At 43.3% G+C, this 24,406-nt stretch carries 23 protein-coding genes, 1 tRNA gene and 1 other annotated feature; of the genes, 15 read left to right on the forward strand and 9 right to left on the reverse strand.

Translation table 11 applies throughout. The features are described 5' to 3' along the window. Positions 1-184 precede the first annotated feature (184 nt). Positions 185-823 (forward strand): HAD family hydrolase, encoded by a 639-nt coding sequence (locus DWB64_RS17835; RefSeq protein ID WP_164980485.1) that lies wholly within the window; start codon positions 185-187, stop codon positions 821-823. Between the two features lie 136 nt (positions 824-959). Here the strand turns inward: DWB64_RS17835 and DWB64_RS17840 are convergent, their stop codons facing one another. After that, entirely contained in the window at positions 960-1,292 is a 333-nt protein-coding gene (locus tag DWB64_RS17840; protein ID WP_129489579.1) for a hypothetical protein, read from the reverse strand. 270 nt (positions 1,293-1,562) lie between these two features. On the opposite strand from DWB64_RS17840, the gene DWB64_RS17845 reads away from it, so the two are divergent. The 4 genes from DWB64_RS17845 to DWB64_RS17860 all read left to right on the forward strand — a co-directional run bounded on the left by DWB64_RS17845 (position 1,563) and on the right by DWB64_RS17860 (position 5,646). Beyond that, positions 1,563-1,943 (forward strand): VOC family protein, encoded by a 381-nt coding sequence (locus tag DWB64_RS17845; RefSeq protein ID WP_164980486.1) that lies wholly within the window; start codon positions 1,563-1,565, stop codon positions 1,941-1,943. Positions 1,944-2,126: 183 nt separating this feature from the next. Next, on the forward strand, positions 2,127-2,675 hold the full coding sequence (locus DWB64_RS17850; protein ID WP_129489581.1) for a hypothetical protein: 549 nt from the start codon (positions 2,127-2,129) through the stop codon (positions 2,673-2,675). Between the two features lie 88 nt (positions 2,676-2,763). Beyond that, positions 2,764-4,932, forward strand: a complete 2,169-nt coding sequence (locus tag DWB64_RS17855) for a diguanylate cyclase (RefSeq protein WP_164980487.1) — start codon at positions 2,764-2,766, stop codon at positions 4,930-4,932. A 132-nt stretch (positions 4,933-5,064) separates the two neighbouring features. Then, entirely contained in the window at positions 5,065-5,646 is a 582-nt protein-coding gene (locus tag DWB64_RS17860) for a Crp/Fnr family transcriptional regulator (protein ID WP_129489599.1), read from the forward strand. Here the strand turns inward: DWB64_RS17860 and DWB64_RS17865 are convergent. Then, positions 5,618-6,301, reverse strand: a complete 684-nt coding sequence (locus DWB64_RS17865; protein WP_129489583.1) for a DUF4386 domain-containing protein — start codon at positions 6,299-6,301, stop codon at positions 5,618-5,620. The two genes, DWB64_RS17860 and DWB64_RS17865, sit on opposite strands and share 29 nt — an antisense overlap. A gap of 150 nt (positions 6,302-6,451) precedes the next feature. After that, positions 6,452-6,657 (forward strand) — a binding site (T-box leader). A gap of 36 nt (positions 6,658-6,693) precedes the next feature. Here DWB64_RS17865 and gltX point away from each other — a divergent pair. Continuing rightward, positions 6,694-8,367: a glutamate--tRNA ligase gene (gene gltX, locus DWB64_RS17870; protein ID WP_243119003.1), complete on the forward strand. Its 1,674-nt coding sequence runs from the start codon at positions 6,694-6,696 to the stop codon at positions 8,365-8,367. 25 nt (positions 8,368-8,392) lie between these two features. Here the strand turns inward: gltX and DWB64_RS17875 are convergent, their stop codons facing one another. Both DWB64_RS17875 and fusA read right to left on the reverse strand, forming a co-directional pair. Further along, complete coding sequence (locus DWB64_RS17875) at positions 8,393-9,043, reverse strand: hypothetical protein (RefSeq protein WP_129489584.1); 651 nt, start codon at positions 9,041-9,043, stop codon at positions 8,393-8,395. 109 nt (positions 9,044-9,152) lie between these two features. Further along, complete coding sequence (fusA, locus tag DWB64_RS17880) at positions 9,153-11,192, reverse strand: elongation factor G (RefSeq protein WP_129489585.1); 2,040 nt, start codon at positions 11,190-11,192, stop codon at positions 9,153-9,155. Positions 11,193-11,401: 209 nt separating this feature from the next. On the opposite strand from fusA, the gene DWB64_RS17885 reads away from it, so the two are divergent. Continuing rightward, positions 11,402-12,229 carry an ABC transporter substrate-binding protein gene (locus DWB64_RS17885; protein ID WP_129489586.1) on the forward strand — a complete coding sequence of 276 codons (828 nt, stop codon included), beginning with the start codon at positions 11,402-11,404 and terminating at the stop codon, positions 12,227-12,229. After that, positions 12,226-12,552: a hypothetical protein gene (locus DWB64_RS17890; protein WP_129489587.1), complete on the forward strand. Its 327-nt coding sequence runs from the start codon at positions 12,226-12,228 to the stop codon at positions 12,550-12,552. The genes DWB64_RS17885 and DWB64_RS17890 overlap by 4 nt, the downstream gene beginning before the upstream one ends. A gap of 27 nt (positions 12,553-12,579) precedes the next feature. On the opposite strand, the gene DWB64_RS17895 is transcribed toward DWB64_RS17890, so the two are convergent. Then, a tRNA-Thr gene (locus DWB64_RS17895) sits at positions 12,580-12,655 on the reverse strand. 106 nt (positions 12,656-12,761) lie between these two features. After that, on the reverse strand, positions 12,762-14,501 hold the full coding sequence (locus DWB64_RS17900; RefSeq protein ID WP_129489588.1) for an ABC-F family ATP-binding cassette domain-containing protein: 1,740 nt from the start codon (positions 14,499-14,501) through the stop codon (positions 12,762-12,764). A 340-nt stretch (positions 14,502-14,841) separates the two neighbouring features. Here DWB64_RS17900 and DWB64_RS17905 point away from each other — a divergent pair, with 340 nt between their 5' ends. Both DWB64_RS17905 and rsmH read left to right on the forward strand, forming a co-directional pair. Continuing rightward, positions 14,842-15,405: a hypothetical protein gene (locus tag DWB64_RS17905; protein WP_129489589.1), complete on the forward strand. Its 564-nt coding sequence runs from the start codon at positions 14,842-14,844 to the stop codon at positions 15,403-15,405. A 134-nt stretch (positions 15,406-15,539) separates the two neighbouring features. Then, positions 15,540-16,589: a 16S rRNA (cytosine(1402)-N(4))-methyltransferase RsmH gene (gene rsmH / locus DWB64_RS17910; RefSeq protein ID WP_129489590.1), complete on the forward strand. Its 1,050-nt coding sequence runs from the start codon at positions 15,540-15,542 to the stop codon at positions 16,587-16,589. 90 nt (positions 16,590-16,679) lie between these two features. On the opposite strand, the gene DWB64_RS17915 is transcribed toward rsmH, so the two are convergent. Beyond that, positions 16,680-17,468, reverse strand: a complete 789-nt coding sequence (locus tag DWB64_RS17915) for a CHAD domain-containing protein (protein WP_129489591.1) — start codon at positions 17,466-17,468, stop codon at positions 16,680-16,682. Positions 17,469-17,621: 153 nt separating this feature from the next. On the opposite strand from DWB64_RS17915, the gene DWB64_RS17920 reads away from it, so the two are divergent. Both DWB64_RS17920 and DWB64_RS17925 read left to right on the forward strand, forming a co-directional pair. Continuing rightward, a complete protein-coding gene (locus DWB64_RS17920) occupies positions 17,622-18,905 on the forward strand; it encodes a GAF domain-containing sensor histidine kinase (protein ID WP_164980488.1) in 1,284 nt (427 codons plus the stop codon). Then, positions 18,898-19,308, forward strand: coding sequence for a response regulator (locus DWB64_RS17925; protein ID WP_129489593.1), 411 nt, complete (start codon positions 18,898-18,900; stop codon positions 19,306-19,308). The genes DWB64_RS17920 and DWB64_RS17925 overlap by 8 nt, the downstream gene beginning before the upstream one ends. A 49-nt stretch (positions 19,309-19,357) precedes the next feature. Here DWB64_RS17925 and DWB64_RS17930 read toward each other — a convergent pair whose 3' ends face one another. Continuing rightward, positions 19,358-20,467 (reverse strand): AI-2E family transporter, encoded by a 1,110-nt coding sequence (locus DWB64_RS17930; RefSeq protein ID WP_129489594.1) that lies wholly within the window; start codon positions 20,465-20,467, stop codon positions 19,358-19,360. Positions 20,468-20,670: 203 nt separating this feature from the next. On the opposite strand from DWB64_RS17930, the gene DWB64_RS17935 reads away from it, so the two are divergent. Both DWB64_RS17935 and DWB64_RS17940 read left to right on the forward strand, forming a co-directional pair. Further along, positions 20,671-21,528: an LCP family protein gene (locus DWB64_RS17935; protein WP_129489595.1), complete on the forward strand. Its 858-nt coding sequence runs from the start codon at positions 20,671-20,673 to the stop codon at positions 21,526-21,528. 63 nt (positions 21,529-21,591) lie between these two features. Beyond that, complete coding sequence (locus DWB64_RS17940) at positions 21,592-21,852, forward strand: hypothetical protein (RefSeq protein WP_129489596.1); 261 nt, start codon at positions 21,592-21,594, stop codon at positions 21,850-21,852. Between the two features lie 11 nt (positions 21,853-21,863). Here the strand turns inward: DWB64_RS17940 and DWB64_RS17945 are convergent, their stop codons facing one another. Next, complete coding sequence (locus DWB64_RS17945; RefSeq protein WP_164980489.1) at positions 21,864-23,885, reverse strand: cache domain-containing protein; 2,022 nt, start codon at positions 23,883-23,885, stop codon at positions 21,864-21,866. Positions 23,886-24,032: 147 nt separating this feature from the next. On the opposite strand from DWB64_RS17945, the gene DWB64_RS17950 reads away from it, so the two are divergent. After that, positions 24,033-24,323, forward strand: coding sequence for a MerR family transcriptional regulator (locus DWB64_RS17950; RefSeq protein ID WP_129489598.1), 291 nt, complete (start codon positions 24,033-24,035; stop codon positions 24,321-24,323). The last annotated feature ends 83 nt before the right edge of the window (positions 24,324-24,406 follow it).

The following is a 24,406-nucleotide window of genomic DNA, read 5'->3' on the forward strand; positions in this document are numbered from 1 at the left end:
GTAAAAATTTTACTAAAAGATTTACTTAACGTCAAGCGCATAAGCTTCGCGCAAGAAGGACAATCGTTACATTTTTCTTAAATCCCACCGATCAGGATTATTTTTTTGTATACTGGTCCTAGTGAATTCTTAGTAGGATTTTGCTAGGATGTACACCTACTATGAAAATGGGAGCGAGGGCGATATGAAGATTACAACCGTATTTTACGATATGGGCAACACCTTACTTGATTTTCACTTTGGTAAAAGCGACGATGAAAAAGACCTTATTGGAATTGGACATATGAAAGACGTCTTAAGGGAGCAACTCAACTTGGTGGTGTCTCAAGAGGAGCTGATCGAAAGTTTTTTAAATCCGCTTAATGACTATATGATAAACGAGAGAAAGCAAAACGGCTATGAGCGTCCCTTTAGGATGCATTTGAAGCAGATCTTGCAAGGTAGGAGCATCACCGATGAGCAAGAGCTCTGTTTAGCAGAAGCCTTTTATGGTGAATACATGCGAACGGTGAAAGTCAATGAAGCTGTTTTTGAACAGTTAAGGAGCGATAAGCGTAGGGGGATGAATATCGGCGTTATCTCAAACTGCTATATGCCTGCAGAACTTTACAGGAAAGTATTTGTAGCTTGCGGTATCGATGAATATGTTGACGCCTACTTTTTTAGCTATGAGCAAGGAATGATGAAGCCTAATCTGGAACTCTTCAAAAGAGCGCTTCACTACTTTGATGTTGAACCTCGCCATGCCATGATGGTCGGAGACAGCCTAAAGGCCGATATTGAACCTGCACGTTCATTGGGGATGGAGCACATGAGGATCTGATCACTTAAAAGCACGATTGAATTGGAAGCAGGGGACTCCAAGTTACGAGGCCTTGAATAGATGATGAAATGAAGACTGAATTGGGGTTTAGGAATCAAAAAAACCTACTCTTAAGACTTTAGTTGAGAGTAGGTTTTTATAGAAGTTGGTAGTGATTGATGATGAGAATAAAGATTGCGCAAAAAATACAGTTCGAGATCGCCCAGAAGAAACCTCTGAAGACTCTTTGCGAGAGGGTGAATGTGTTTTTTTGATAGGCAAATGAGGATAGCAGCGCCGCATACATGATGACAGACCCGTACCAAGGCAATTCACTGATGAACAGCGCTACTGTAAGGATAAGGCACATGAAAACTGCTGAAATGAAAAAGAACCGGTCTTCTCTGAGCGTTCTGGAGAATTCGCGATGACTGATTTCAAGACGCAGTCTTTTTTTAAACAAGACGATAAACTCCAACAATGTATTCATGAAAAACTCCGTGAGGTCTCTCTGTAAACGATAGGTGACAAGTCATTATACCGTAGTATAGCAGAGAGTAAGGGATAAGGGAATGGGTTGAGGGGCTAAAGTAACGCTTTATAGTGCGTTTAGTAAGCTATGGGGTTAGTACCATCTCCTGGCCTGAGACAGGAGAAAAATGCATTTGAGTGATGAAGTGTAGATATCTCAATTATGTTATAATCAGTTATAATGATCTATCAATCAATAGCCAAGTCAAGAATATGCACGGAGGTTGTTATGCTGGTACCACAGTTATATTTAAAGGGTAAATGTGAAGAAGCGATAAAGGCTTATGAGAATGCATTCAAAACCAAAGTAGCTTCAGTCCTTTACGACGAGGATAAGAGGCCTGAAAATTTTGTCGTCCATGCTGAAATGCATATTCATGATCAGAAGGTCATGATGAGTGACTGGGGTGGAAACATCAGCATGTCAACAGATAACTCGCAGCAGCTGGTTGTGATATTTAAGGAACAAGCCGAACTGGATCATGCATATGATGTACTAAAAGTCGGTAGCAAGACCGTTATTGAGAAGGGACCGACGTTTTATAGCACCTGTCTTGTTGACCTGCTTGATTCCTATGGTGTGCGTTGGTGTTTGATGATGAATGTGTAAAGTGTACCATTGACTCAGTTGTGAAGAACAGCTGGGTCATTTTTTATGGAGGTTTCCATTATGCTTTTTCTGGTAGACATAAATATTAGATTAACTTTTTATTTCACAGGTAGACTATGAGACATCTATCTTAAAAAATGGTAAAATATGAGCAATGAGTTTTTGAACGATTGTGAGGTCGAAATGGATAAAATGACATATGATGAATTGAAAGATACCCTTAAAACAGGAGATTTGATCTTGTTTTCGGGTCGATATGAAATCAGCAAGATTGTCGAGTGGCTGGAAGGCAGCAAGTGGTCACATGTAGGAATGGTCGTAAGACTTGACGGATATGACGAACCGCTTTTATATGAAGCGACCGCTTTGACCAATTTGCCGGATTTAATAGACAACAGCCATGTCACTGGACCAAAAGTGGTTAAGCTACTTGATCGGCTGCAGACCTACGGGGACGATTTAGTGCCCTATGAGCCACCGGTTTATGCTGTCAGAAGACTGGAAAACCCACTTGCAAGTGGTACAGAAGCCATTCTGGAAAAGATTCTTACACACTTGCATGGACTTCCAAATCCATCGACCAAGAGGATGATTTACGAAGTGCTGATCGGGCGCTACTTGCATATCAAGACGAGCATGAAAGATATCACCTGTAGTGGGTTTATTGCATTAACCTATGAAAAACTTGGACTGCTCAAAGGCAAAATGCCCATAAACGGCTATGTGCCATAGGATTTTTCGACAGATGGAGATCTGCAATTAATTGACAATAAACTAAGCGATGAGATCATCATCGAGCTTCCAGAAAAAGAGGTCAGATATGCGCAGTAGAAAGAGCGTGTCCGTTGCTTTGGTCGCGCTTGCGGTTGTGGTTCTACTCGTCGCACTTTTCAGTGAGACGGTCATCAGTTCGGAAAAGAGAAACAGCATCGAAGCCTATCAAGAGGTACTGATCGATGAGACTAAGGCGCTCGGTATCCAGGACATCATAAATGATAGGACGGACTCGGATTATGTGGATTACAAGACAAGCGGCGTCAGCAGCACCATCAAGGATTCAAACTATTGGATTCACATACCGCTCGTGGAGCTGAAGCTTAAGGGCGATGAGTACTTGATCGAAGTATCCAAACCACACTTGAGCCAAGTTGAGTTTTTTCAAGTGTCCAAAGAGGGCGAAGTGGTTAAAGTAATTAAAACGGGTAGAAACAGACCTTTCAGTAGTAGAGAAATCATGTATAAGAGCTTTCTGTTCGAACTCGATAGTCATCATCTGGATGGTGAGCTTTATCTTATGATCAATACGGAAAGTTATCTTCAAGCGCCTACCAAACTGTGGACGCATGACGAGTTTATCAAGGAATCAACACAAAGCAGTCTGGTGCTCGGGGTCTTTTATGGCGCCCTTGTCATAATGATCGTTTATAATAGCTTCTTAGCGTTTAGCTTAAAGGAGTTCAAGTATCTTTTTTATGTGCTGTTTGTCATCAGCTTTACTTGCCTTCAGTTGGTTTGGGACGGGTATTCCTATCAGTATGTTTGGATAAATGCAAGCTATTGGGATACTGTCGCCAATCCGTTTTTCATAAGCCAGTCCAGTTTGTGGCTGATGGCCTTTAACTGGTCGTTTTTTGAAGTGGCCACTCGATCAAAATGGCTGATCCGCGCATACCAAGCCTTCTTTATTGCAGCGGTCGCAGCAAGCGTCAGTGTTTTTGCGCTTCCTATGGCTTCCTCGATTTATGCGGGGGCTTCGCTGTCGATTGTGGCTCTGATGGTTTCGATCCTCAGTTTTGTGGTCAGCAAGCCGAAGAACAAGTCTCATTTCTTGTATATTGCGGCTTGGAGCGTGTTCTTCTATATGAGCGTTTTATCCACTATGGGTGGATTCAATTTGATCCCCTACAGCATTCTGGCAGTGCATGGTGTCAAGATAGGCATTATCATACTTATCGTTTTCTTTTCTCTGGCACTGACCTTTAAAATCAATGAAATTGAAGAACTGAGAATAGCGGAAGTGGAAAAAGGGAATTTGCTGAAAAGACTTCACATGATGAGCATCAAGACCACCTCGATAAGGAAACTGGACTCCTTGTATCAGAACATGCTTCAAGATTACAAGGAGTTCACCTCCTATGAATCGATGTTGATTTGCCTTGCCTCGGAAGATCAGACATATGACCTGATTGATCAGTTTGCCAAAATCACACGTGTGACTTTGAACACTGCGACTATTCAGATGCTAGATCAGAAAAACGCCGATGTCACAGTAGGCACGGATGATTTTTTGAAATCGCTTGGAATAACCGGTGCTGTTTCCTCGCTGATCATTCCTTTGGAATCACGTAAAAACAAAACTGGATTTGTGCTGTTGCATTCCAAAGTGCAGCGTACGGTAAGCGATCAGGTCAAGGAGCTGCTGACTGACTATACGTACCAGATTTCAATGACCATAGAAAATATTGTGCTGCTTGATCGATTGAGGCTATCGGCAGAACGTGACAGTTTGACAACACTCTATAATCGCAGAACTTTTTTTGAAAAGGCACAGAAATTATTTTCGATGGGGGATGAGGACGATAGATTTTCAATTGTCATGATAGACATCGACCATTTCAAACGTATCAACGACCAATTCGGTCATGTCGCAGGTGATAAGGTGATTGTGGATATCGCCAATCTGATGATAGGGAATTGTCCGGAGCACGCGGTAGCGGGCAGGTACGGCGGAGAAGAATTCATTATTGCAATAAGATCGAATGACAGCAAGCGTGTTGAAAAGACGATTGATGATCTGCGAAAAACGATCATGGAGACTCGGTTTGAACTCAGCGATTCGACGACTGAGCAGATGACCATTTCTTCAGGCATCGCTTTCAAGACGACTGCGACAAGGTCGCTTGATGAGCTGATCGAACGCGCCGACGACATGCTTTATCGGGCTAAGGATTCTGGGAGGAATGTAGTCATGGTCGATGAAAAGGAGTAGGCTTTATTAAAAACCACACTTGACCGACCTCCTTGTGACTGGGGGGGGGAAGCTGATCACAAGAGTAATTCTTGTACCGGTCAAGGATTTGATCCTAATCGGGGACTGAAAGGTATAAAGGACTTGAAAGCTATGATAGATGTGCTGATCAACTACATGAAAAGATTTATTGACTTGCCTGAGGAAGAACTTTATGAAATCGCTAAGGATGTTCCCATTCAAAGCTTTGAAAAGGGTTCTGTGCTGATTCGGCAGGGAGAAGTCCCTACTGAATGCTTTTTTGTTCTTCAGGGGCTCGTGCGGCAGTATGCTGTCAATGAGGATGGTAAAGAGACGACATTCAATTTTTTTACAGAAGAACAGGCGGTCGCGGTCTACAATGCTCATACCCATCAAAAAGAGTCGAAGTTCACGCTCAGGTGCTCGGAAGATTGTGTTCTGGTCGTCGGGGACCTGTCGATCCAAGATGAGATGTTCGCGCAATTTGAGGTGCTTGAAACCATGGTCAGAAAAGTTGTCGAAAACGATATCGGAGCCATGAATGAGGCCTTCACCTCCTTTGTGGCGTCGACGCCTGAGGAAAGGTTCAAAAACCTGATGGAAACCCGACCGGACTTGTTCGATCGAGTTCCGAACCATCAATTGGCAAGTTATTTGGGAATCACGCCCGAATCCTTCAGCCGTATTAAGAAACGGCTGAATCAGGAGCGTTAAAAGCCGGTGGATTGGTTTTTCCTCCCTTAAACAAGAGCCATAGACCATAACCCAGTTCGCCGACCATCATCGGAAGCATCAGGATGCTTTCAATGCTTTGAGTCGCAGTGAATAGGGGGAAGAAGTTCTTCAGCAGGTGTACGAGGGTGTAGCTGAAGCCGGCAAGTACGAGCAGGAAAGCAAGTATTCGTTGTCTGTTCTGATTAACAGCCAGTCCTACCACGAAGAGGTGTCCACCGAACAGAATAAGACCTAGCGACCAGAGACTGTCGAATGCGTCAAGGTGCTGTGTCACCTGGGGTACGCTAAGGGAGCCTGCAGTCATGGCAAGCACAACCAAGTGGTAAACCGCGAAGGAAAGAAAGAGAGTGTAGACCCCTCTAAGCAGTGCTGAGAGGGTCGCCAATTTTGAATTGATCGGTTTTAAGACCTTGTAGAAAGCCCATGTGACGATGATATCCGTGAGAATGATGATAAACCATCCAAGTAATCCTGTTTGAAACAGTGATGACGCTTGGATGTTTTTTATTGTCTGGATAGGGTTCACTACTACGACCTGCGAGTGAACAAAGCCGAAGGAGTAGAAGGCTGCGAAGGTCATGATGAGTAGTGACAGCCCCGCTATGATGGATGGTTTTCTGGTTGAGTTTGTCATTGTTGATCTCCTTTTTTATGATCATAACATGCTGCTTGTATAGTCGCATTGACTTAAGTCAATTGTTAACAGCTTTAAAGATGACTTTACGATATTTTTTTTATGCTTGACATTCATTTGAAATAAGTTTAGAATGATAAAAACTTATAGCAACGTGCTAAGAAAAGGAATAGTAAACAGAAAAAGGATGTTAGAGAGCTGATGATGGTGGAAATTCAGTATCTGTACTGTTGAAGGAAGCCTTGGAGCAGCTGCCAAAAGACAATCATGTCGTAGTAGGTTAGCCGGATGTCCCAACGTTACATGGGAGCTGAGAAATAATTTAGGTGGTACCACGGAAAACTTTCGTCCTATGGGGATGAGGGTTTATTTTTTTTGAAAGGAAGGATCTTATGACTAGGAATGCGTTGATGGCTGCTTTGTTGTTTTCTAATCTGAAATATGGACCGGAGGATTACGAGATGATCTACTCAGAACGGAATTTACCGGAAGGGGCTATGGTCACCCGGTTCGCACCTAGTCCTACAGGTACGCTTCATATCGGGCATTTGATTGGATCGTTGCTTGATGTGACACTTGCAAGACAGACCGGTGGGGCTTCTTATTTGAGGATCGAGGATACCGATAAGAAAAGGTCGATTGAAGGAAGTGTGCAGAGTACGATCGACGTGCTCGAATATTACGGTATAACATTTGATGAAGGCGCAACCGGACTGAATGACGAAACCGGCGACTACGGTCCTTATAAGCAAAGCCAAAGAACACAAATATACCATACCTTTGTAAAGAGACTCATAGAACAGGGGCATGCCTATCCCTGCTTCTGCACAGAAACCGAACTTTCTGAAGTAAGAAAAAAGCAAGAAGCGGACAAGCTGATAACAGGGTATTACGGTGAGTTTGCGAAATGCCGGGAGATGTCCTTTGAAGACGTAAAAAAAAGGATTGAACGCAAAGATGCCTATGTCATACGACTAAAGTCAAATGGGAATCTGAATAACGAGGTTGTTTTGAACGACATAATAAGAGGGGCAATAAGATTTCCTGAAAACAATCTGGATATGGTCCTGTTAAAGTCCGATGGTGTCCCCACCTATCACTTTGCCCACGCGGTAGATGACCACCTGATGAGAACAACGCATGTGATAAGGGCAGACGAATGGTTGCCGTCTTTTCCGCTGCATAAGGAGCTCTTTGATGTACTGGGATGGAAGCCACCGAATTACATCCATATCTCTCCGATCATGAAGTCGGACGGAAAGTCAAAGCGTAAGCTCAGCAAAAGGAAGGACCCGGAATCAGCCCTGACCTTTTATCTTGAAGACGGCTATCCCAGCCAGTCGGTAATCGAGTATCTGCTCAATCTGATCAATTCGAATTATGAAGAGTGGAGAGCCTGTCATCCTCTTGAAGACAGTTCTGCGTTTATCGTCGACGTGGCAAAGATGTCGTCTAGCGGTTCTGTTTTTGACTTTGATAAGTTTGTAGATGTGAGTAAGCAAACCATAGCAAGAATGAGCGCCGAAAGCGTTTACGATCAGGTTTGGCAGTGGAGCCTTCGCTACGACAATGAGTTCGCAGAACTTATGGGGGAGCACAAGCACTATATGACAACAGCACTCGGCATTGAGCGAGGTGGAGAGAAGCCCAGAAAGGACATTGCCAAGTGGTCTGATGTAAAGGAGCACATTTCCTACTTCTTCGACGAGCTTTTTTGTATGGAAAAGGTTAGCGATGAGCTAGCAAGACTCAACATGCAGCCAGAGGAGGTGGTAGAGATACTTAAGGAGTTGATTTCTAACTACACGCAAACGGACAGCCATGAGGAGTGGTACGAGCAGATGAAGAATCTTTGTGAGCGGTTGGGCTATGCGACAAGCATGAAGGAGTTTAAGAGAAATAAAGAGGTTTATCGTGGTCATTTAGGGGATCTCATGGGCATGATCCGTCTGGTGCTGACCGGCAGAAGAAATACACCTGACCTATATCAGATCATGAGTACCATGGGGATTGATAGGGTAACCAGCAGGATGGATAATGCGACTCGCATGATGACAAAAAGGTAAGGAGCGCGTGAGCGCTCCTTTTGTCTTATAGGTTGTTCAAGTAATCAAGCTTTGCTTCTTCAAACTGAAGATGGTTTTGCATCATGTTTAAGATTTCTGTAAGGGCGGATGTGACAGCTTGTGCGTCATCTGCCTCCACTGCAGCTGTTAGGGCTTCATGTACAGCTTTTGCAGCATCTTTATCTACGCCGTAGGCTTCTCTTAAGGCATCGATGTCTGATCGAACGGATTCGAAATCCGCTTTGTTTTCTTCTCTGATTGCCATCAGATCTTCTTTTGCTTCTTCTCTAGTCAATTCGCCTGATTCGACAAGTGCTTTGATCTCTTCAAAGATCGGTTCCATTTCTTCTTTATGGCTTTCTCTTAGGTCTTCTTTGATCGCATCCAGTTCTTCACGGATTTCTTGATGAGCTTCCCAGTTGGCTTCAAAGTCTTCTAGCAGGTCGGGGGCGTAGTTTTCGATGACCTCGGTCATCTTTGCCATACGCTCTTCCATGTTACCGTGCTTTTCTTTGCCGGGCTTTTCGCCTTTTTCGGGGCGGCTACCCAACTGTTTTTCGATGCCAGGTTTACCTTTAAGGTTGTCGTCTGTTTTTGCTGCGTCGAACTCGTCTGCGAATGCGAAGGTCGATAGTGCCATAATGCCTGTTAGTGCCAATGCCATAAGTTTTTTCATAAGTGAACTCCTTTCAAATGTGTGTGTTGTTTACTTCCTGGCTTAAGTATACTCGCCTTCCCATTGGGAGTTCAAAGGGCAAACTGTGGCAAAACAGTGGCAGTTGTTTTTAGTCGGTCTGGTATCTGTCAAAGCGGTCGAAGAGCATGGTGTATTGACCACGACCTTGCGTTTTAGAACGAAGTGCCGTCGCATAGCCGAACAGGTTAGACAGGGCGACCGTGGCACGAACCACCCTTCCTGATGGAATCAGTTGGATATCGGTGATGGATCCATGACGCGTGTTAAGGTCATCTATCACATCCCCCACATAGGATTCAGGCACGTGCACTTCGACGGTGAAGATAGGTTCCAATAAGACGGAATGCCCTTCTCTGAGTGCTTTTGACACTGCCATCGAGGCGGCTGTCTTGAATGCGATATCCGATGAATGGTCCGTCTGATAATCTACATCATAGAGTTCCACATGCAGGTCCACAACTTCGTATCCACCGAGGATACCGGATTGCAGCGATTCTGAAATCCCCTGCTCGCAAGCCTGAAGATATGCTTTCGGGAACTTCCTGTCATCAACCTTAAGATCAATCGTGTGTCCAGCGCCACGAGCATTAGGATGAACTTTCAGTTTGACATGACCATACATGGACTGACCACCCGACTGTTTTGATAAGGTATAGTCCACGTTGACCGGATTAAGGATGGTTTCCTTGTAGGCGACCTGCTGTCTGCCGCTGTTTACAGGAACACTGAACTCTTTTTTTAAGCGCTCGAGAATCACTTGCAAATGAAGCTCTCCCATACCCGAAATGATGGTTTGACCTGTATCGGGATGAGTGAAGGTCGTAAATGTCGGGTCTTCTTCAGAGAGCCTCTCAAGTGCGTTTTGCATTTTGATCTGTTCTGCAGGCGTTTTCGATTCGACTGCCACTGAAATGACTGGAACAGGAAACTTCATGGTTTCCAAGAGGATTGGCGCGTTCACACTACATAAGGTATCACCCGTCGTCGAATGCTTCAGACCGACAACAGCGACAATGTCGCCCGTTGCGATTTCTGATATTTCTTGTCTGTGATTGGCATGCATTTGCAGCAGTTTGCCGATGCGTTCTCTTTTGTCCTTAGTGGTGTTCAAAGCGGTACCGCCCGACTTTAGTGTTCCTGAATAAACCCTAAGGTAGGTTAACCTTCCGACATAAGAATCGGTCATGACTTTAAAAACAAGAGAAGAGAAGGGCTCAAGGTCAGAGGCTTTTCTGATGGTCTCCTCTCCTTTTAGTGTATGACCCACAATCACAGGCCTGTCCAGAGGGGATGGAAGATAATCGATCACCGCATCAAGAAGCATCTGGATGCCCTTATTGCGGTAGGCCGCACCACAGAGTACAGGTGTGATGCTCCCTGAGAGGGTGGCGAAGCGGATAGTCGATGTTAACAAATCCTGACTAATTTCATTGCCTTCAAGATACTCGATGAGCAGTTCTTCGTTAAAATCAGCTACCGTTTCGATCAGATGTTTCCTCATTTCACTTGCAAGGTCTGAAAACTCAGCTGGAATCTCTCTGACGTCAACTACTTCACCTGTATCACCAGTATTGTAGTATGCCTTCATGTCCATTAGCGAAATAATTCCTTTAAACTCCTTTTCGGTACCGATGGGTAGCTGAATAGGTACAGGTACTCCGTTCAAACGATCTTTGATGGTGGCGACAGATCGTTTGAAATTGGCGCCGATGACGTCCATCTTATTGATGAAAACCAGTCGTGGAACCCCATAATGATCGGCTTGTCGCCAGACGGCCTCGGTTTGTGCTTCGACGCCTTCTTTCGCGTCAAGTAGGAAGATAGCGCCATCTAGTATGCGAAGGCAACGTTCGACTTCTACTGTAAAGTCAACATGTCCTGGAGTGTCGATGATATTGATTTTATTTTCCTTCCAATGACAGGATGTGGCGGCTGAGGTGATGGTGATGCCGCGTTCCTGTTCCTGCTCCATCCAGTCCATGACTGCAGAACCGTTATGGACCTCACCCATCTTATGGGTCAGGCCTGTATAAAAGAGTATGCGTTCTGTGCTTGTAGTTTTTCCTGCATCGATATGAGCCATAATTCCAATATTTCTAGTGGTTGATAATGGTTGAGTTCTTGGCATACTTGTTCTCCTTCTCTTAAGATTGCTATTGTACGTTTACCCATTTATTCATAAGCTAAAAACAAGGAGTGTCTTTGAAAAGAATTAGTCTGTGCATTATTTGCGTGTTATGCGCGTAGATTGGGTGTGGAGTGACCACGGATTCGGGGTATACATCGAGAAAGGGTTTCGATCGTCAATTAGGTCAGTAAAGGTTGGAGTTGAATAGAATGAAAAAAATAGCGAAAATTTTAGTAATGGTTGCCTTACTGATGCAAATAGGGTGTCAATCCTCAACTAGCGTGACACAACCGAATGATCCGGAACCACAGAAGCCAAGTGAAGGACTACAGCCGCTTAAAGTTGCGATTATCGATGATACGGCGCCCTATGCGGATGTGGTGGATGGAGAGTATGAAGGGTTGATTATCGATATCGTCAGCGTGGCGTTCAGTCGTATGGATGTCGAGTATGAGTTCGTCGATATGCCATTCAATCGGATCATGACGCTCATGGAAGAAGGTGGACTGGATATTGCCACTGACATTTTCATCAATCCAAAACGCGAGGAGTTTCTTTACTTTCCGGTAGACACTCCGCTTGCAATTTACCCCTATGCTTTATTTAAAAGAAGCGACAAGGAGATTACCTACGATGGAAATCCAGAAAGCTTAACCGCCTATATCATCGGCACTGTCAGAGGATATTATCTAGGAAGTTTTGACAAGTACCTTGAAGATCCGGATTATACGATTATTGAATCTAAATCACCCGAGCTGAATATGAAGCAGCTTTATAACGGCAGAGTCGACTTAGCGATTGAAGTGCTGTCTACAGGAGAATCACTAGTAGAAAAACTCGGATACGGACTCGAAATCGAACCGTTACCTACGACGCTTGGGGCAAACTCGTCTTATGTGGCGTTTTCAAAACCCCTTGGTCTTGAACCTCTCATGGTGGAGTATCAAAAGACAATCAAGGAAATGTATGCCGACGGAACGCTTCAAGCTATTTACGATAGATATGGATTGCCTGTGCCTGATGGGAATTTTGAATGAAAGTAGGCGAAAAGATGAATCGGTTTACAAGACAAATCGTAAGGAATGATGAAACGTCAGTAATATTGGATCACGGTTATCATCTGGTTGAAAGCGGAATTATTTCAGGAAAGGCTGTAGAAAGACTCGCTGAGTTCGAAACATTTTTGGAACAGATGGTCGAAGAATATGAGCAGTGCGCTCAACAGCTAGAAACGATGCGAGAAAATAAAAAAGAAAAAACACTTCATTTTAAAGAAGTGTTAGGGAAGAAAATGATGATTCAGCAGGTACTCATCAAGCTGAAATGGGTGGGTATTGATGTTGAGATTGATTTTAAGTAGTCTTCTTACCTGAAGTATAAGATGAGTTGGAGCCAATGATGGGATTTGAACCCACTACCTGATCATTACGAGTGAACTGCTCTACCGACTGAGCTACATTGGCATATTGTATATCTACCAAAAAAGCAAACTAAATAACGATATCGGCAAAAAAAATCCCCTTAATTCTAAATTAAGGGGATTTCGTCGATAGTGGAATGTGTAGCAGATTAAATCAATTGAATCAGAGATTCCAATTCTTCAGATAAGACTTTCGCCTGTTCGAAATCGGTAGCCTGAAGTGCAGAAGCGATTTTAGTCTCGACCTCTTTCTTCTTTTGCTCGATGTCCAAATAGTCTCTGTCGAAATGGCTGGCGAAAATCATCTTCTTGAATTTTCGCATCGTCATTTTTCGAATGGTCTTATCGTCGATGATCAGAACATAATCCATGCAGTTGATAATCGAGTAGTAATCGTGCGAGATCATCAGAACCGCACCTTGATAACCTTCGATCGCCTTTTCGAGTGCGAGCTGCGAATAGGTGTCTAGGTGGCTTGTCGGTTCATCAAGTAGCAATAGGTTTGCTTTTCCTGCTGAAACCTTGGCAAGCTGAAGTATGTTCTTTTCGCCACCGGATAATGAGGCGATCTTCTGATCGATCATTTCTCCGTGGAAGCCGTAATCGGAGACATAGGCCCTGATCGCACTTGAAGTTTTAAATCCTGCGTCGAAGAACTCTTCCAAAATGGTATTGGACTCATTGAGTATTTCGCCTTGTATTTGAGACAAGTAGGCGATTTCAATGTTTTCATCCAGATCGATGGCAGGGTGGCTGTTCTTGACAATGTCTTTGAACAGCGTCGTTTTGCCAGTGCCGTTTGCACCGATAAGCGCCACTTTGTCATTCGATTTAATTTCGAAGTTGACGTCTTTAAGCAGCACTTCGTCAAATGAAACGCTGTAGTCGCTGACTTTTAAAGCGACAGTTTCTTCTAGGATGTTTTTTGTGCTCAGTTCGATGTAGGGCTGTTTGATTTCTACAAACGGAGCCTTGATTCTTCTGGCTTCGAGTCGCTCCTGAAGTTTCACTCTTGCTTTCAGTGATCTGCCATGACCCGATTCATCGTTGTTGGTCGCGATGAATCTAAGTTTTTTGATAAGGATATCGTTTCGTTCTATTTCCTCGTCATCTGCAAGCGCTAGCTCTTGCATTTCGATTTTAGTCTGTAGCAATGTGAAGTTGTAATCGATATATCTTCCGTCGAACTCTTGTAGTTCCTTGTTTTCAAGATGAATGATCTTGTTGAAGCAATGATTAAGCAGGTACCTGTTATGGGTGATGACCAGTAGGATTCCCTTGTGCGCATTGATCAGTTTTTTCAGAGCGTTTAGGTTTTCAAAGTCTAAGAACACATCAGGCTCATCCATGATCAGTAGATTAGGAGCGGTAAGCATCTCCTTGATTACTTGGATCAGTTTGAATTCGCCACCGCTGAGCTCGGATACCTTCAAATCCTTATGCTTCATAAGGTTTGCAAGATTCAACTTTTTATTGATCTCACTTTCAACAGCATCCCCACCAATCGCGTCGTAGGCATCAAGCGTTTGCTGATATTTTTCAAGCAAAACTTCAATATCCGATGACGTCTCCATTTGGGTGCAGATCGCCGCAATTTCATTTTGCAGTCTAATCGCGTCGCCACCGATATATTCGAAGACGGTCGTTTCTTCTTTGTTGCCAAGTTGTGAGAACTGACTCACATATCCGATTCTGCAGCTTGGATCTATTTCCAGAAATCCATCGTACATATACCTTTCCGGGTCCATGATGATATCGATCAGTGTACTTTTCCCGCTGCCGCTCGTTCCGATGAACGCGCAGTGCTGGCCGTCTTCCAAAGTAAATGAAATCTTTTCATATAGATCTTTCTGCGGAAATGAGTAGGACAAATTGTCTACTTTTATCATTTTTATTACCTCTCTTTATCACTAAAAAAGAGCTTACATAATAAGCTCTCAAGTATAACCTTCCCGATTGAATTTTTACAATTGGGTATTATGTACGAACGCAGTCTTATAGATTTACCGTTGGTAGCATATCACTTTTTAGCGAATCAGTCAATCAGCAAAAATGATCGGTCATTTAATAGTAGCGAAAGCGCAAGAAAGCCTCTCGTTTATTGTTCCTGATTTTGATGTGTGATATATTAAACTGTAGATAGGTAGGCTAGGGATTTATGTAGGACAGATGCTGAAATTGCTGGCTGATGTTACGTAGAAGAAGCTAGAGCCGAATGGAGATGCTCATATGATATGGAACAAATTGAAAAAACAATTGGAAAGCTTTCTTTGCCCGGCGCTTATAGGCAAAGTGGAATATCTACCATCCGGTTACCGGTATCTACCGGATAAGGTCATTCAGTGTTATCTAACGGTGGATAAGGAGGAAGTGTTCAATACCTCTAAAAAAAGCCTGTCTTTCCAGTGGTACGGTTCGGAGCAGGAGGTTAAGAGCGACACAGGACTTAAGGTGACAGTCACTCCCGAGGAGGTTAGCGCAGTAAAGAAGGTGCTAAACGAAAACGTACCCGAAGATCGGCTTGCAAAGATAGCGGGAGACAGAAAAGCAGCGCAGCTAGCAAAACAGATCTACGCGTCACAAGGAAACCTGTTCAAATCCGATTTTCAAAAGAAAGCAGTTTTATTTCTGTCGGAATCGATTGAAAGCAGTCTGGATAGTGACGATATTCTACTCAACGTACTGGCGATCATCGATAGGCGAGTTGGAAAGAAACGACTGTTATCAATGAAGGAAACCATACAGATGAAGCACCCTGTGGTAAGGTATTTTTACGATTTAAGAGTAAGCTGATCTGCCGGTGAAGAGTTTCACTTGTCATTTTTGTTTGATTTAATCAGGCGTATTTGATATGATAGGCTTTGTATCATGAAGGAATCGCATCCTATTCGGAGTCAGAATTTAACAGAAAGTTACCGAGGTTAATCGTGGATAATCAAGAAAAAACACACAAACGGCGGGTTAGGTATAAAGGGACACATCCTAAGACGTTCAAAGATAAATACAAGGAACATCAGCCAGAAAAGTATGCGGATACGGTGGCAAGGGTGATTCAAAAGGGAAGTACTCCCGCAGGCATGCATATTTCCATATGTGTGAACGAAATATTGGACTTCCTGCAGATAAGACCGGGTCAGATAGGTCTTGATGCGACACTTGGGTACGGAGGTCACTCGCGTGAGATGCTACAGTGCCTAGAAGGCAATGGTCATCTGTATGCACTGGACATCGATCCCATCGAGCTCCCCCGAACAAGAGAGCGTCTACAAAATCTTGGATTCGGACCGGAGATACTGACAATCAAACAATTGAATTTCGCAAATATCGATCAGGTGATTCCAGAATCCGGACCACTGAATTTTGTACTTGCCGATCTTGGCGTATCCTCTATGCAGATCGACAATCCTGAAAGAGGATTCTCCTATAAGACAGAAGGGCCGCTTGACCTGCGACTGAATCCAAACAAGGGTATCTCGGCTGCGGAGCGCTTGAAGACCATATCAAAAGACGAGCTGCACGGCATGCTCATCGAGAACGCAGATGAGCCGCATGCCGAAGTGATCGCCAAGGCGATTATCTCTCAAATTAGAAGAGGCAATGAAATCGATACGACGTCGAAGCTGAGACAAGTCATTGAAGATGCTCTTAAGTTCATCCCTCAGGATAGAAGGGAAGCCGATGTGAAAAAGTCGTGCCAAAGATCTTTCCAGGCGCTTCGAATCGATGTGAACAGTGAGTTCGAGGTGCTTTATGAGTTTCTGGAGAAGCTACCTGACGTACTCGGTCCAGGTGGACGGGTTGCGATCCTGTCTTTCCATTCTGGAGAAGACCGTCTTGTGAAAAAATCATTCAAGCGTTTGCTTCGAGAAGGAGTCTACAAAGAGATCTCTCCTGAGATCATCAGACCTACAGCAGAAGAATGCAACATCAACAGCCGCGCCCGTTCGACCAAGATGAGATGGGCGATAAAAGCATAAACAAGCAATAATGAAAGACTAATGCTCCCTGTACATCAACTGATGGACAGGGAGCATTTATTATAGGTGCGTGATTTATGATGGAGTGAATTACCTAGTCTCATACCCACATGAATGGACCAGTAATGTCAGATCCTTTTCAGATGCCTTGATAGACAAGTCCAAGCTATGTAGCATCAATTCCAGATGGGTAACTAGACCGGGGTACTCTGCTTGCCGTCTTAAAAATCTGAGTAGGACTCGGTAGTCCTGATGCATGCCGAGTAGGTCCTGGTAGGAAGACAGCGCGGTAGTGTCAAAATGCGTCTGCGCAAAGAGTGTCTCAACCTGCTCGAGGAAGTACCTGAGATGCTTAAGGGCCAAACGTGTCTTGTGATAGTTGGAGTCGGTGTGCAGGGCTTTCAGTACGGATCTCGCAAGCTTCATCTGATGATGCGCGCACATGGTATAAAGTTCCTCAGAGGAGAGATTCAGTGAAAGGATCAGCTGTGAGTTATCCTTAAAAACCAAACCTACAGCCCACTTAGAAAGCCTTTTAGCGGCTTTCTTTTTTTCTACTGCAAGGGTGGATTCAACCGCTGAGCGTAAGTCTGAATCGGTTTGTGCCGTAAGACTAGATAAGTGGACTTGTATCACTTGGATATCTCTTAAGGCGGATAGCTCACTTAGGTAACTTTGAATAATCCTCTGATTGTAAGCGAGCTTTAAAGATGCCTCCTTATTTAATATGGATGAAAGAAAGGTATAGTAGGTATCTAACCTGCGTATTGCGACACGAAGATCATGAATAGATGACTTAGCGGTACCGATCACGCAGTTTGAGTATTCACTTTGTACGATACGATATAGGTGGTTGTGAAGTTGAATCAGGTCATTCATGAAAACACCTCCATTTCAATGATACACACTTTGAAGCCAATTATGCATGTAGTTGCATTTATTCAAAGGAACTTGACTAGTCGAAAGAATTTAAGTTGAGTATGGCATCTTTACTTGTGGTATATATCAAGTAGTAAAGGAATGGTGGTTTCGATGGAATCGGTAGTTAAAATAAGGAAGGAAAACACTTATAAAACAGTTAGCATTTCTGAAACTCTGTCTGAGGTGCTGGATGATTCGATTGTAGCAAAATGGCAAAACGTTCTTGATCTTGCCGCAGACTTGTTCAATGTGCCATCGGCTTTGATCATGAAGCTTCATTCAAATGAGATCGAGGTTTTTGTGAAGAGCGCAAACGATGGAAATCCATATGAAGAGCATGAGAAAGCACCGCTTGGTATAGGTCTTTATTGTGAGACGGTCATCGGCACAGATAGCATGCTGCAGGTGCCCGATGCTCTAGACGACCCTGTTTGGGCTGAAAATCCGGATGTGAAGCTTAAGATGATCAATTATTTGGGACTTCCGATCAAGTGGCCAAACGGTGACGTATTCGGAACAATCTGTGTGCTAGACGACCATCGTAGAAATTATGACAATACGCTAGTACAGTTGATCCATACACTTAAGGATACCGTTGAAAAAGACTTGAACCTTGTTAACGATTATTTCAACCTTCAAAAAATGATGGACTTGCTCGAAAGGTCTCAAAAACTCATAGGTGATCATCAGAAGAACCAAGTCATCAGCGAACTGGTTTCAAATATCTCCCATGAGATAAGCACGCCAATCGGCCTTGCCTATACGGCGGCGACATTGATGCGAAAGATAGCGACAGATCCGGCTGGTGACAAAGCGTCTGAATCAGAGATCTTAGAGGGATCCGAGCTGATCATGAAACACCTGGAGCAAGCATCAGAGCTTGTTAAGGCCTTTCAGACGATCGCCACGGATATTGTCGTTGGAAAAATCGAGCATGTGGATATGGGTGATTATATCTCCAGTATCATCATGAGCATGAAATACGACTTAAGAAAGAACGGTGTCAGTGTCAGTCTAAGATGTCAGGAAGGTGTGAAAGTTGCGGTCAATTCTGCGGCGCTGACACAGATTATCATCAATCTGGTTGTGAATGCGATGAAGCATGCCTTCAGCGGACTCTCGGACAAGGAAATTGACATTGAGGTGGGTTCGACGGACTCTCAAGTGCTTATTACTGTAAGCGACAACGGTTGCGGTATTTCTGAGAGTGGGCTTGATGATATCTTCAAACCATTTGTGAAGTTGAACCCATCTTTGGATGGATCGGGCATGGGGCTTTCCATTGTAAAAGAGATTGTAGAAAACAAACTCATGGGGTCTATCGAATGCCATAGCGAAGTAGGAAAAGGCACAATATTCAACGTGGTGCTGCCAAAGGAGACAAGTGATGAATGAGGTTAATGTCATGGTTGTAGATGATGAAATCGATGTGTTCCTTGTCACAAGGCTCGCATTAAGACGGTTTCACTACAACGGGTATACGGTGAATATCAGTTATGCCGAATCCGCCGAAGAAGCGATCCATCTGTTGTCAAGCGGCGAAAAGGCGGATTTGATATTTTTAGACATCGTCATGGAGACAGCGAACGCCGGTTATCGGGTGATAGAATATATTAAGAGTTGTGAGCTTAAGGACAAGATTCTAATCTATATCAGATCCGGTTTTCCTGGAAATGTACCAAAGGAGTACATGCATTTGGTAGAAGGTGTTGACGGTTATATGGAAAAAGTGGAAGTTTCGCTGGAACACATTGAAAACGCTGTGAAATACGCAATCGACAATCGATATGCGAGCTAAAAAAAAGCAAAGTCGTCACAAGACGGACTTTGCTTTTTTTATGCATGGATCATGCTTTTTTAAGTTTGACTGCGACATCCGCCCTTAACAGCTGATAGGCGACAGAAGCTAGTGGAATGCCTATTAGCATGCCAAGTATTCCGAACAGTCCACCACCGATGATAAGTGCCGAGAGCACCCATAATGAAGGGAGACCTATTGATCCGCCGACGACTCTTGGATAGATCAGATTTCCTTCAATCTGCATCAGCACAAGTATGAAGATCAAGAATCCTAACGCATGTGTGGGATTGACCAGTAAAAGGATGAATAAGGAGGGCACAAGACCGATAATCGCTCCTACAACTGGAACAATACTCGTCAGACCGATGAGCACGCTAATAAGAAGCGCATATTCGAATCGGAATAACAACATGCCGATGAAACATAGGATTCCTAGGATAAGCGCTTCTGTCAGCTGACCTACGATGAAGTTTCCAAAAGTCGTGTTGCTGATCGCTAGTGCGTGTCCTATCCTTTTTCTTGCCTTTGGTTTGACATAGGCGTCAAATAGATTGTTAAACTGTCTTTTCAATCGGTCCTTATCCGCTAAGATATAAACGGATAAGATGAGTCCGAGAACCAGATTGAGTATGGATCCGATTAGTCCTGTAGCGAAGATATAAACCCCCGGCAAGACACCACCCAGCGATTTCCCGATGAGGCTAGGAAGCTCTTTGAGCGTACTTTCAAATGTCGAAATATCGATATGGTTGATCTTCAGATAGGAAGCTGTTTTTTCAACGATAGTTTGGAAGTTTACCAAATAGTCGTCCATATTGTCGTATAGCAGCTGGATACTCTGTGAAAACTGAGGAATGACAAATGCGATCAGGGCAAGTGCCAAGCCAATGAAAAACAAATAGGTCGAAATAAGAGCCAAGCTCTTTTTTTGATTCATTTTCAGTCGCTTTGGCAGGTGACGCTCAAAAAGATGAACGAGCACTTTAAATGGTCTGTTCAAAACGAATGCGATCGCAGCACCTAGTATCAGGGGCTGAATCACGCTCAGACCGTTCAATATGCTTGAAAAGATTCCGTCAAATTTGACTACGATGGCGACAAGTCCTACTGTGAACGTGATTAGAAAGAGAAGACGCCTAAATAATGATTGATCCATAATATTCCCCCATGCTAAAGCTTATTTATCTATGATATTTGCTGTGGTTCTAACTTAGTCTATTGTATCATGTATATCTCAATGAGATGACATGATAAATACAAATATGAAATATTCGAGAGTAATGATTGACGAAAACCCATGACGGGATTAAAGTAATTCTGTTATCAATTTAACTTATACATTCACAATGGAGAGCGTAAATGAAAAAAAGATTTTTAATATTCATAGTGGCTTTTTTAGTCACATTTGTAGTAGGGGCCTCGTTTTTTGTAAATGATTCAGTGAACATACTGGTATATGGGCTAGAGGGAAAAAGAAGCGACACGATGATGGTGGTGATGCTGGACGCATCAAAAGATAGCATTCATGTAATCTCTGTTCCCCGTGACACGTATAATCCTGTCGAAGGCCATAACGGTCTAGGAGCTAAGAAGCTGAATGCGGTCTATGGCTTCAAAGAGGGTGGCGGTACAGAGGGGCTGATCAGTTCTGTTGAAAGAATCACAGGTATCAGGATCGACCACTATATCGAAGTAGAGTACGAGGGTGTCAAATCGGTGGTCGACCTAGTCGGCGGTATTCCCGTGAATGTTCCCTTTGACATGAAGTATTCAGATCCTACAGCGACACCTCCGCTTTATATCGATCTAAAAGAGGGAGAACAGGTCCTTCAGGGAGATGACGTCATCGGCTATTTGAGATTTAGAAAATCAAGTGATGGAAAAATTAGAGAAGGGGATATACAGAGAATCGATAGGCAACAGGCGTTCTTAAAGTCTGCCGCCGTAAAAGTATTATCATGGAAACTTCCGATAGTCGCAAAGAACGCCCTTGAATATGTCCAGACCGATCTGACGACTTTTGACACAGTGAAGCTAGGACTTGGAATGATAGGCGCATCTCAGGATGATTTATACTTCCATGTGCTGCCGCAAGAAAGAATAGGCAGCGGCAAGGACGGTCTTAGTTATGTCTTTCATAGTCCCGAGCAGACTGAGGCGCTGATTCAAGATATTCATAACGGCGTTTTTGATAAAGAAGATCCTGTAGAGGAATAATCAGTGCATTATGATACAATATAAGAAACATATTCATCTATGCATAGACTAGAGAGGACAAACATGATAAAGGCGATGATGGCTTATCCAAAAGAACTGCTTAAGTGTTTCAGATTGGATGGCAAACTTAGACCGATTGAACTGGCAGCGTATCTGCTTATCAACTTAGTAGTGATGACTGCAGTTGGAGCGTTTGTAACCGGACTTATACAGGGCGCTTCAGGAGTTGAAAGCACACCGGGATCGACCCTGTCGAATATGATCTTCATGTTCTTGTTTTTTGCAACTTCCTTTGGACCAACTGTTAAGACATTAAAAAAATAGCGTATCAAGCGCTATTTTTTTATGTCTATGATTGGAATCGCTATATGGATCTTGATGGTGTTGTCTCCGTTTCTCGACGCGTGAATCGACCCGAGCAGTCCTCTTGTGACCACATCTGAGATGATCAGGAGCTCAAGGCCTATTGATTTTGTCTGATGTGCGGTGTTGAAGTAGGGTTCAAACATCCTGTCGATGTTGGCATCGAATTCAATGAGCGGATCTGAAAAAGTGATAAGCAGCTCATTCTTGCTTCTGGTGACTTCGAACGACACCTGGTTCTCGATATTGTTTTTGTTAAGTTGAACAGAGTAATTGCATAAAAGACCGATCAACTTGTCGAAAACTGAAGGTGCATGGTAGATCTCAATCTCTTCATCATCGATTTTTTGCGAGAATTTGGTCTTCGACTCCGGGTGTAACATCGACATATTGAGTATGTAGGATTGAATCTGATTGTTGACTTTGATGTGCTCCATATATGGATTGTCATAAGTGTCCAGAAGTACCCTTAAGTTATCCAAGCTGTCTTTCATTGAAGCAAGGCATGAGTTGATCAGAACGATACTGTCGTAGAGCACCTCACGCGTAGTGTCATTCACTGGAGCGTCTTTCATCGAATCAAGCTCCGAAAGCTTTCCAAGTAAAAAGCTGGATGTTGTGATGGCGGTTCCGAGTGGCGTGTTGAGACGATGTGCCAGGTTTTGAATCAGCACCTTCACCGCAGCGTCCTTCTCCGACCTTAAAAGTTTGCTCTGAGTATGAGCCAGTGTTTCAAGTGTCACCTGCAGTTCATCGTTTGTATCTTGAAGTTCTTGGGTTCTCAAGGTTACATTTGTTTCCAACAGGTTCTTCTGTTGTTCATTTTGCTCAAAGGCATCCTGAAGGTAAATCCTCATCTTATCGATGCTAGTCGCAAGCATTCCAAGATCGGTTCTGTTTTTTTCAAGCGAATAGGGCAGTTCATGATCCAAATTGCCATCCCCTATGATTTTGACATACTGCATGATTTCATTGACGGGACTCGTCAACTTATGGCTCACAAAGCTAGTGACAAGAATGGTAATCAAGATACCGACAAGTGCGATGATGACCGACAGGTCACGGGTCTCGTAAAAGGATTCGAAAACCTCCTTGATGGTCGGTGCGACAGCGAGAATCCATCCGTTTTTAAGATGATAAAAGCCCATGATCTTATCTTCTTCGAAAAACAAATATTCGATGGTGCCTGTGTCTTTCGTTTCAAAAATAGGCTTCATATAAGAAAATGTACCGTTTTCGACAGTCATTAGATTTTCTTCTTGAGTAAACAGAGGATGCACCAGATAATCGAAGTTTTCGTTGAACAGAAACGCATATCCTGTCTGATAGATATCAACGTTTTCAACAAGGTCCTTGAAGGAGTCAAAATGCATATCGGTACCGATAACACCGACAACAAGGCCGTCGATGATGATCGGCGTGGAATATGTGATTAGATACACTTTCAATTCGCTATCGTAAAAAGGGTCTGACCAGACACCGCGACCAAGTTCTAATGGACGATAATACCAGTCATGCTTCTCAGGTTGTGTCTGAAGCTGTTCTTTTGTTACGAGTTGTTCCTGCATTACATAAGTTGAAAGCGTCGAGTCGCTTGCTGTAAATACAAGTTGAGAAATTCGCTTGGTATAGTCGATATTGAATATAAGATAGCTTCTGACATTGTTTTTGACACTCGACGCACTTTTTTTGAAAATAGGGGCGATATGAGCCATGAGCTCGTCAAGCTGCTCTTGGTTGTCAAGCGTACTTAAAAGACCGCTATCTAAATGGCTGGCGGTCGTATTTGCCAACTCATCCATCTGGGTCGCTATTTTTTGCAGTGAAATTTCAAGCTGTTGCCCTTTTTGAACCGCAGACAGTTCAAGGTGCTCCACAGCCTGCACTTTAATTACTTTGAGATTTGAGCTTATCAGCAAAGAACTGACTAACGCCATCGATATGATGATGCTGATTGCGACAATGACGATCAGGATGTTGCTTATTTTCTTCAAGGTGGTACCGCCTTTCAAAAGAATAATTGTTTCATACATACCCAAATAGAGGGGGCATTATCGTCAAACAATCTAATTTTTTATTGCGAATTCTACTTGACTGTCCAGTTAACTGGAGGGTTTATAATAAGCCCATAGGAGGTGACTATGTACAAAATAGGCGTATTTTCAAAGATCACAAAACTTACCGTTAAGACACTAAGGTACTATGACGAGATAGGACTTCTGAAACCTGCAACGATAGACAGAGAAACCGGCTATCGGTTTTATGACGACGAAAATTTTGAAAAAGCGATGCAGATCAAAACGCTCAAACGGTTCGACTTCTCTATAAAAGAAATTCTCGATGTCATCGACAAGATTGAAGAACCTGATGATATGGTAACATATTTAACACTAGCGTTGCATAAAATTCATTACACAAATAGAAAACATTAAATTAACATTTTTGCATAAATAAGTATTTAAAAGCGTATAAAAAATCCTTATAATAGATGTATGGAGCTCAAATGAATGGTCTC

Source organism: Fusibacter sp. A1 (genome assembly GCF_004125825.1).
Taxonomy (GTDB): Bacteria; Bacillota; Clostridia; order Peptostreptococcales; family Acidaminobacteraceae; genus QQWI01.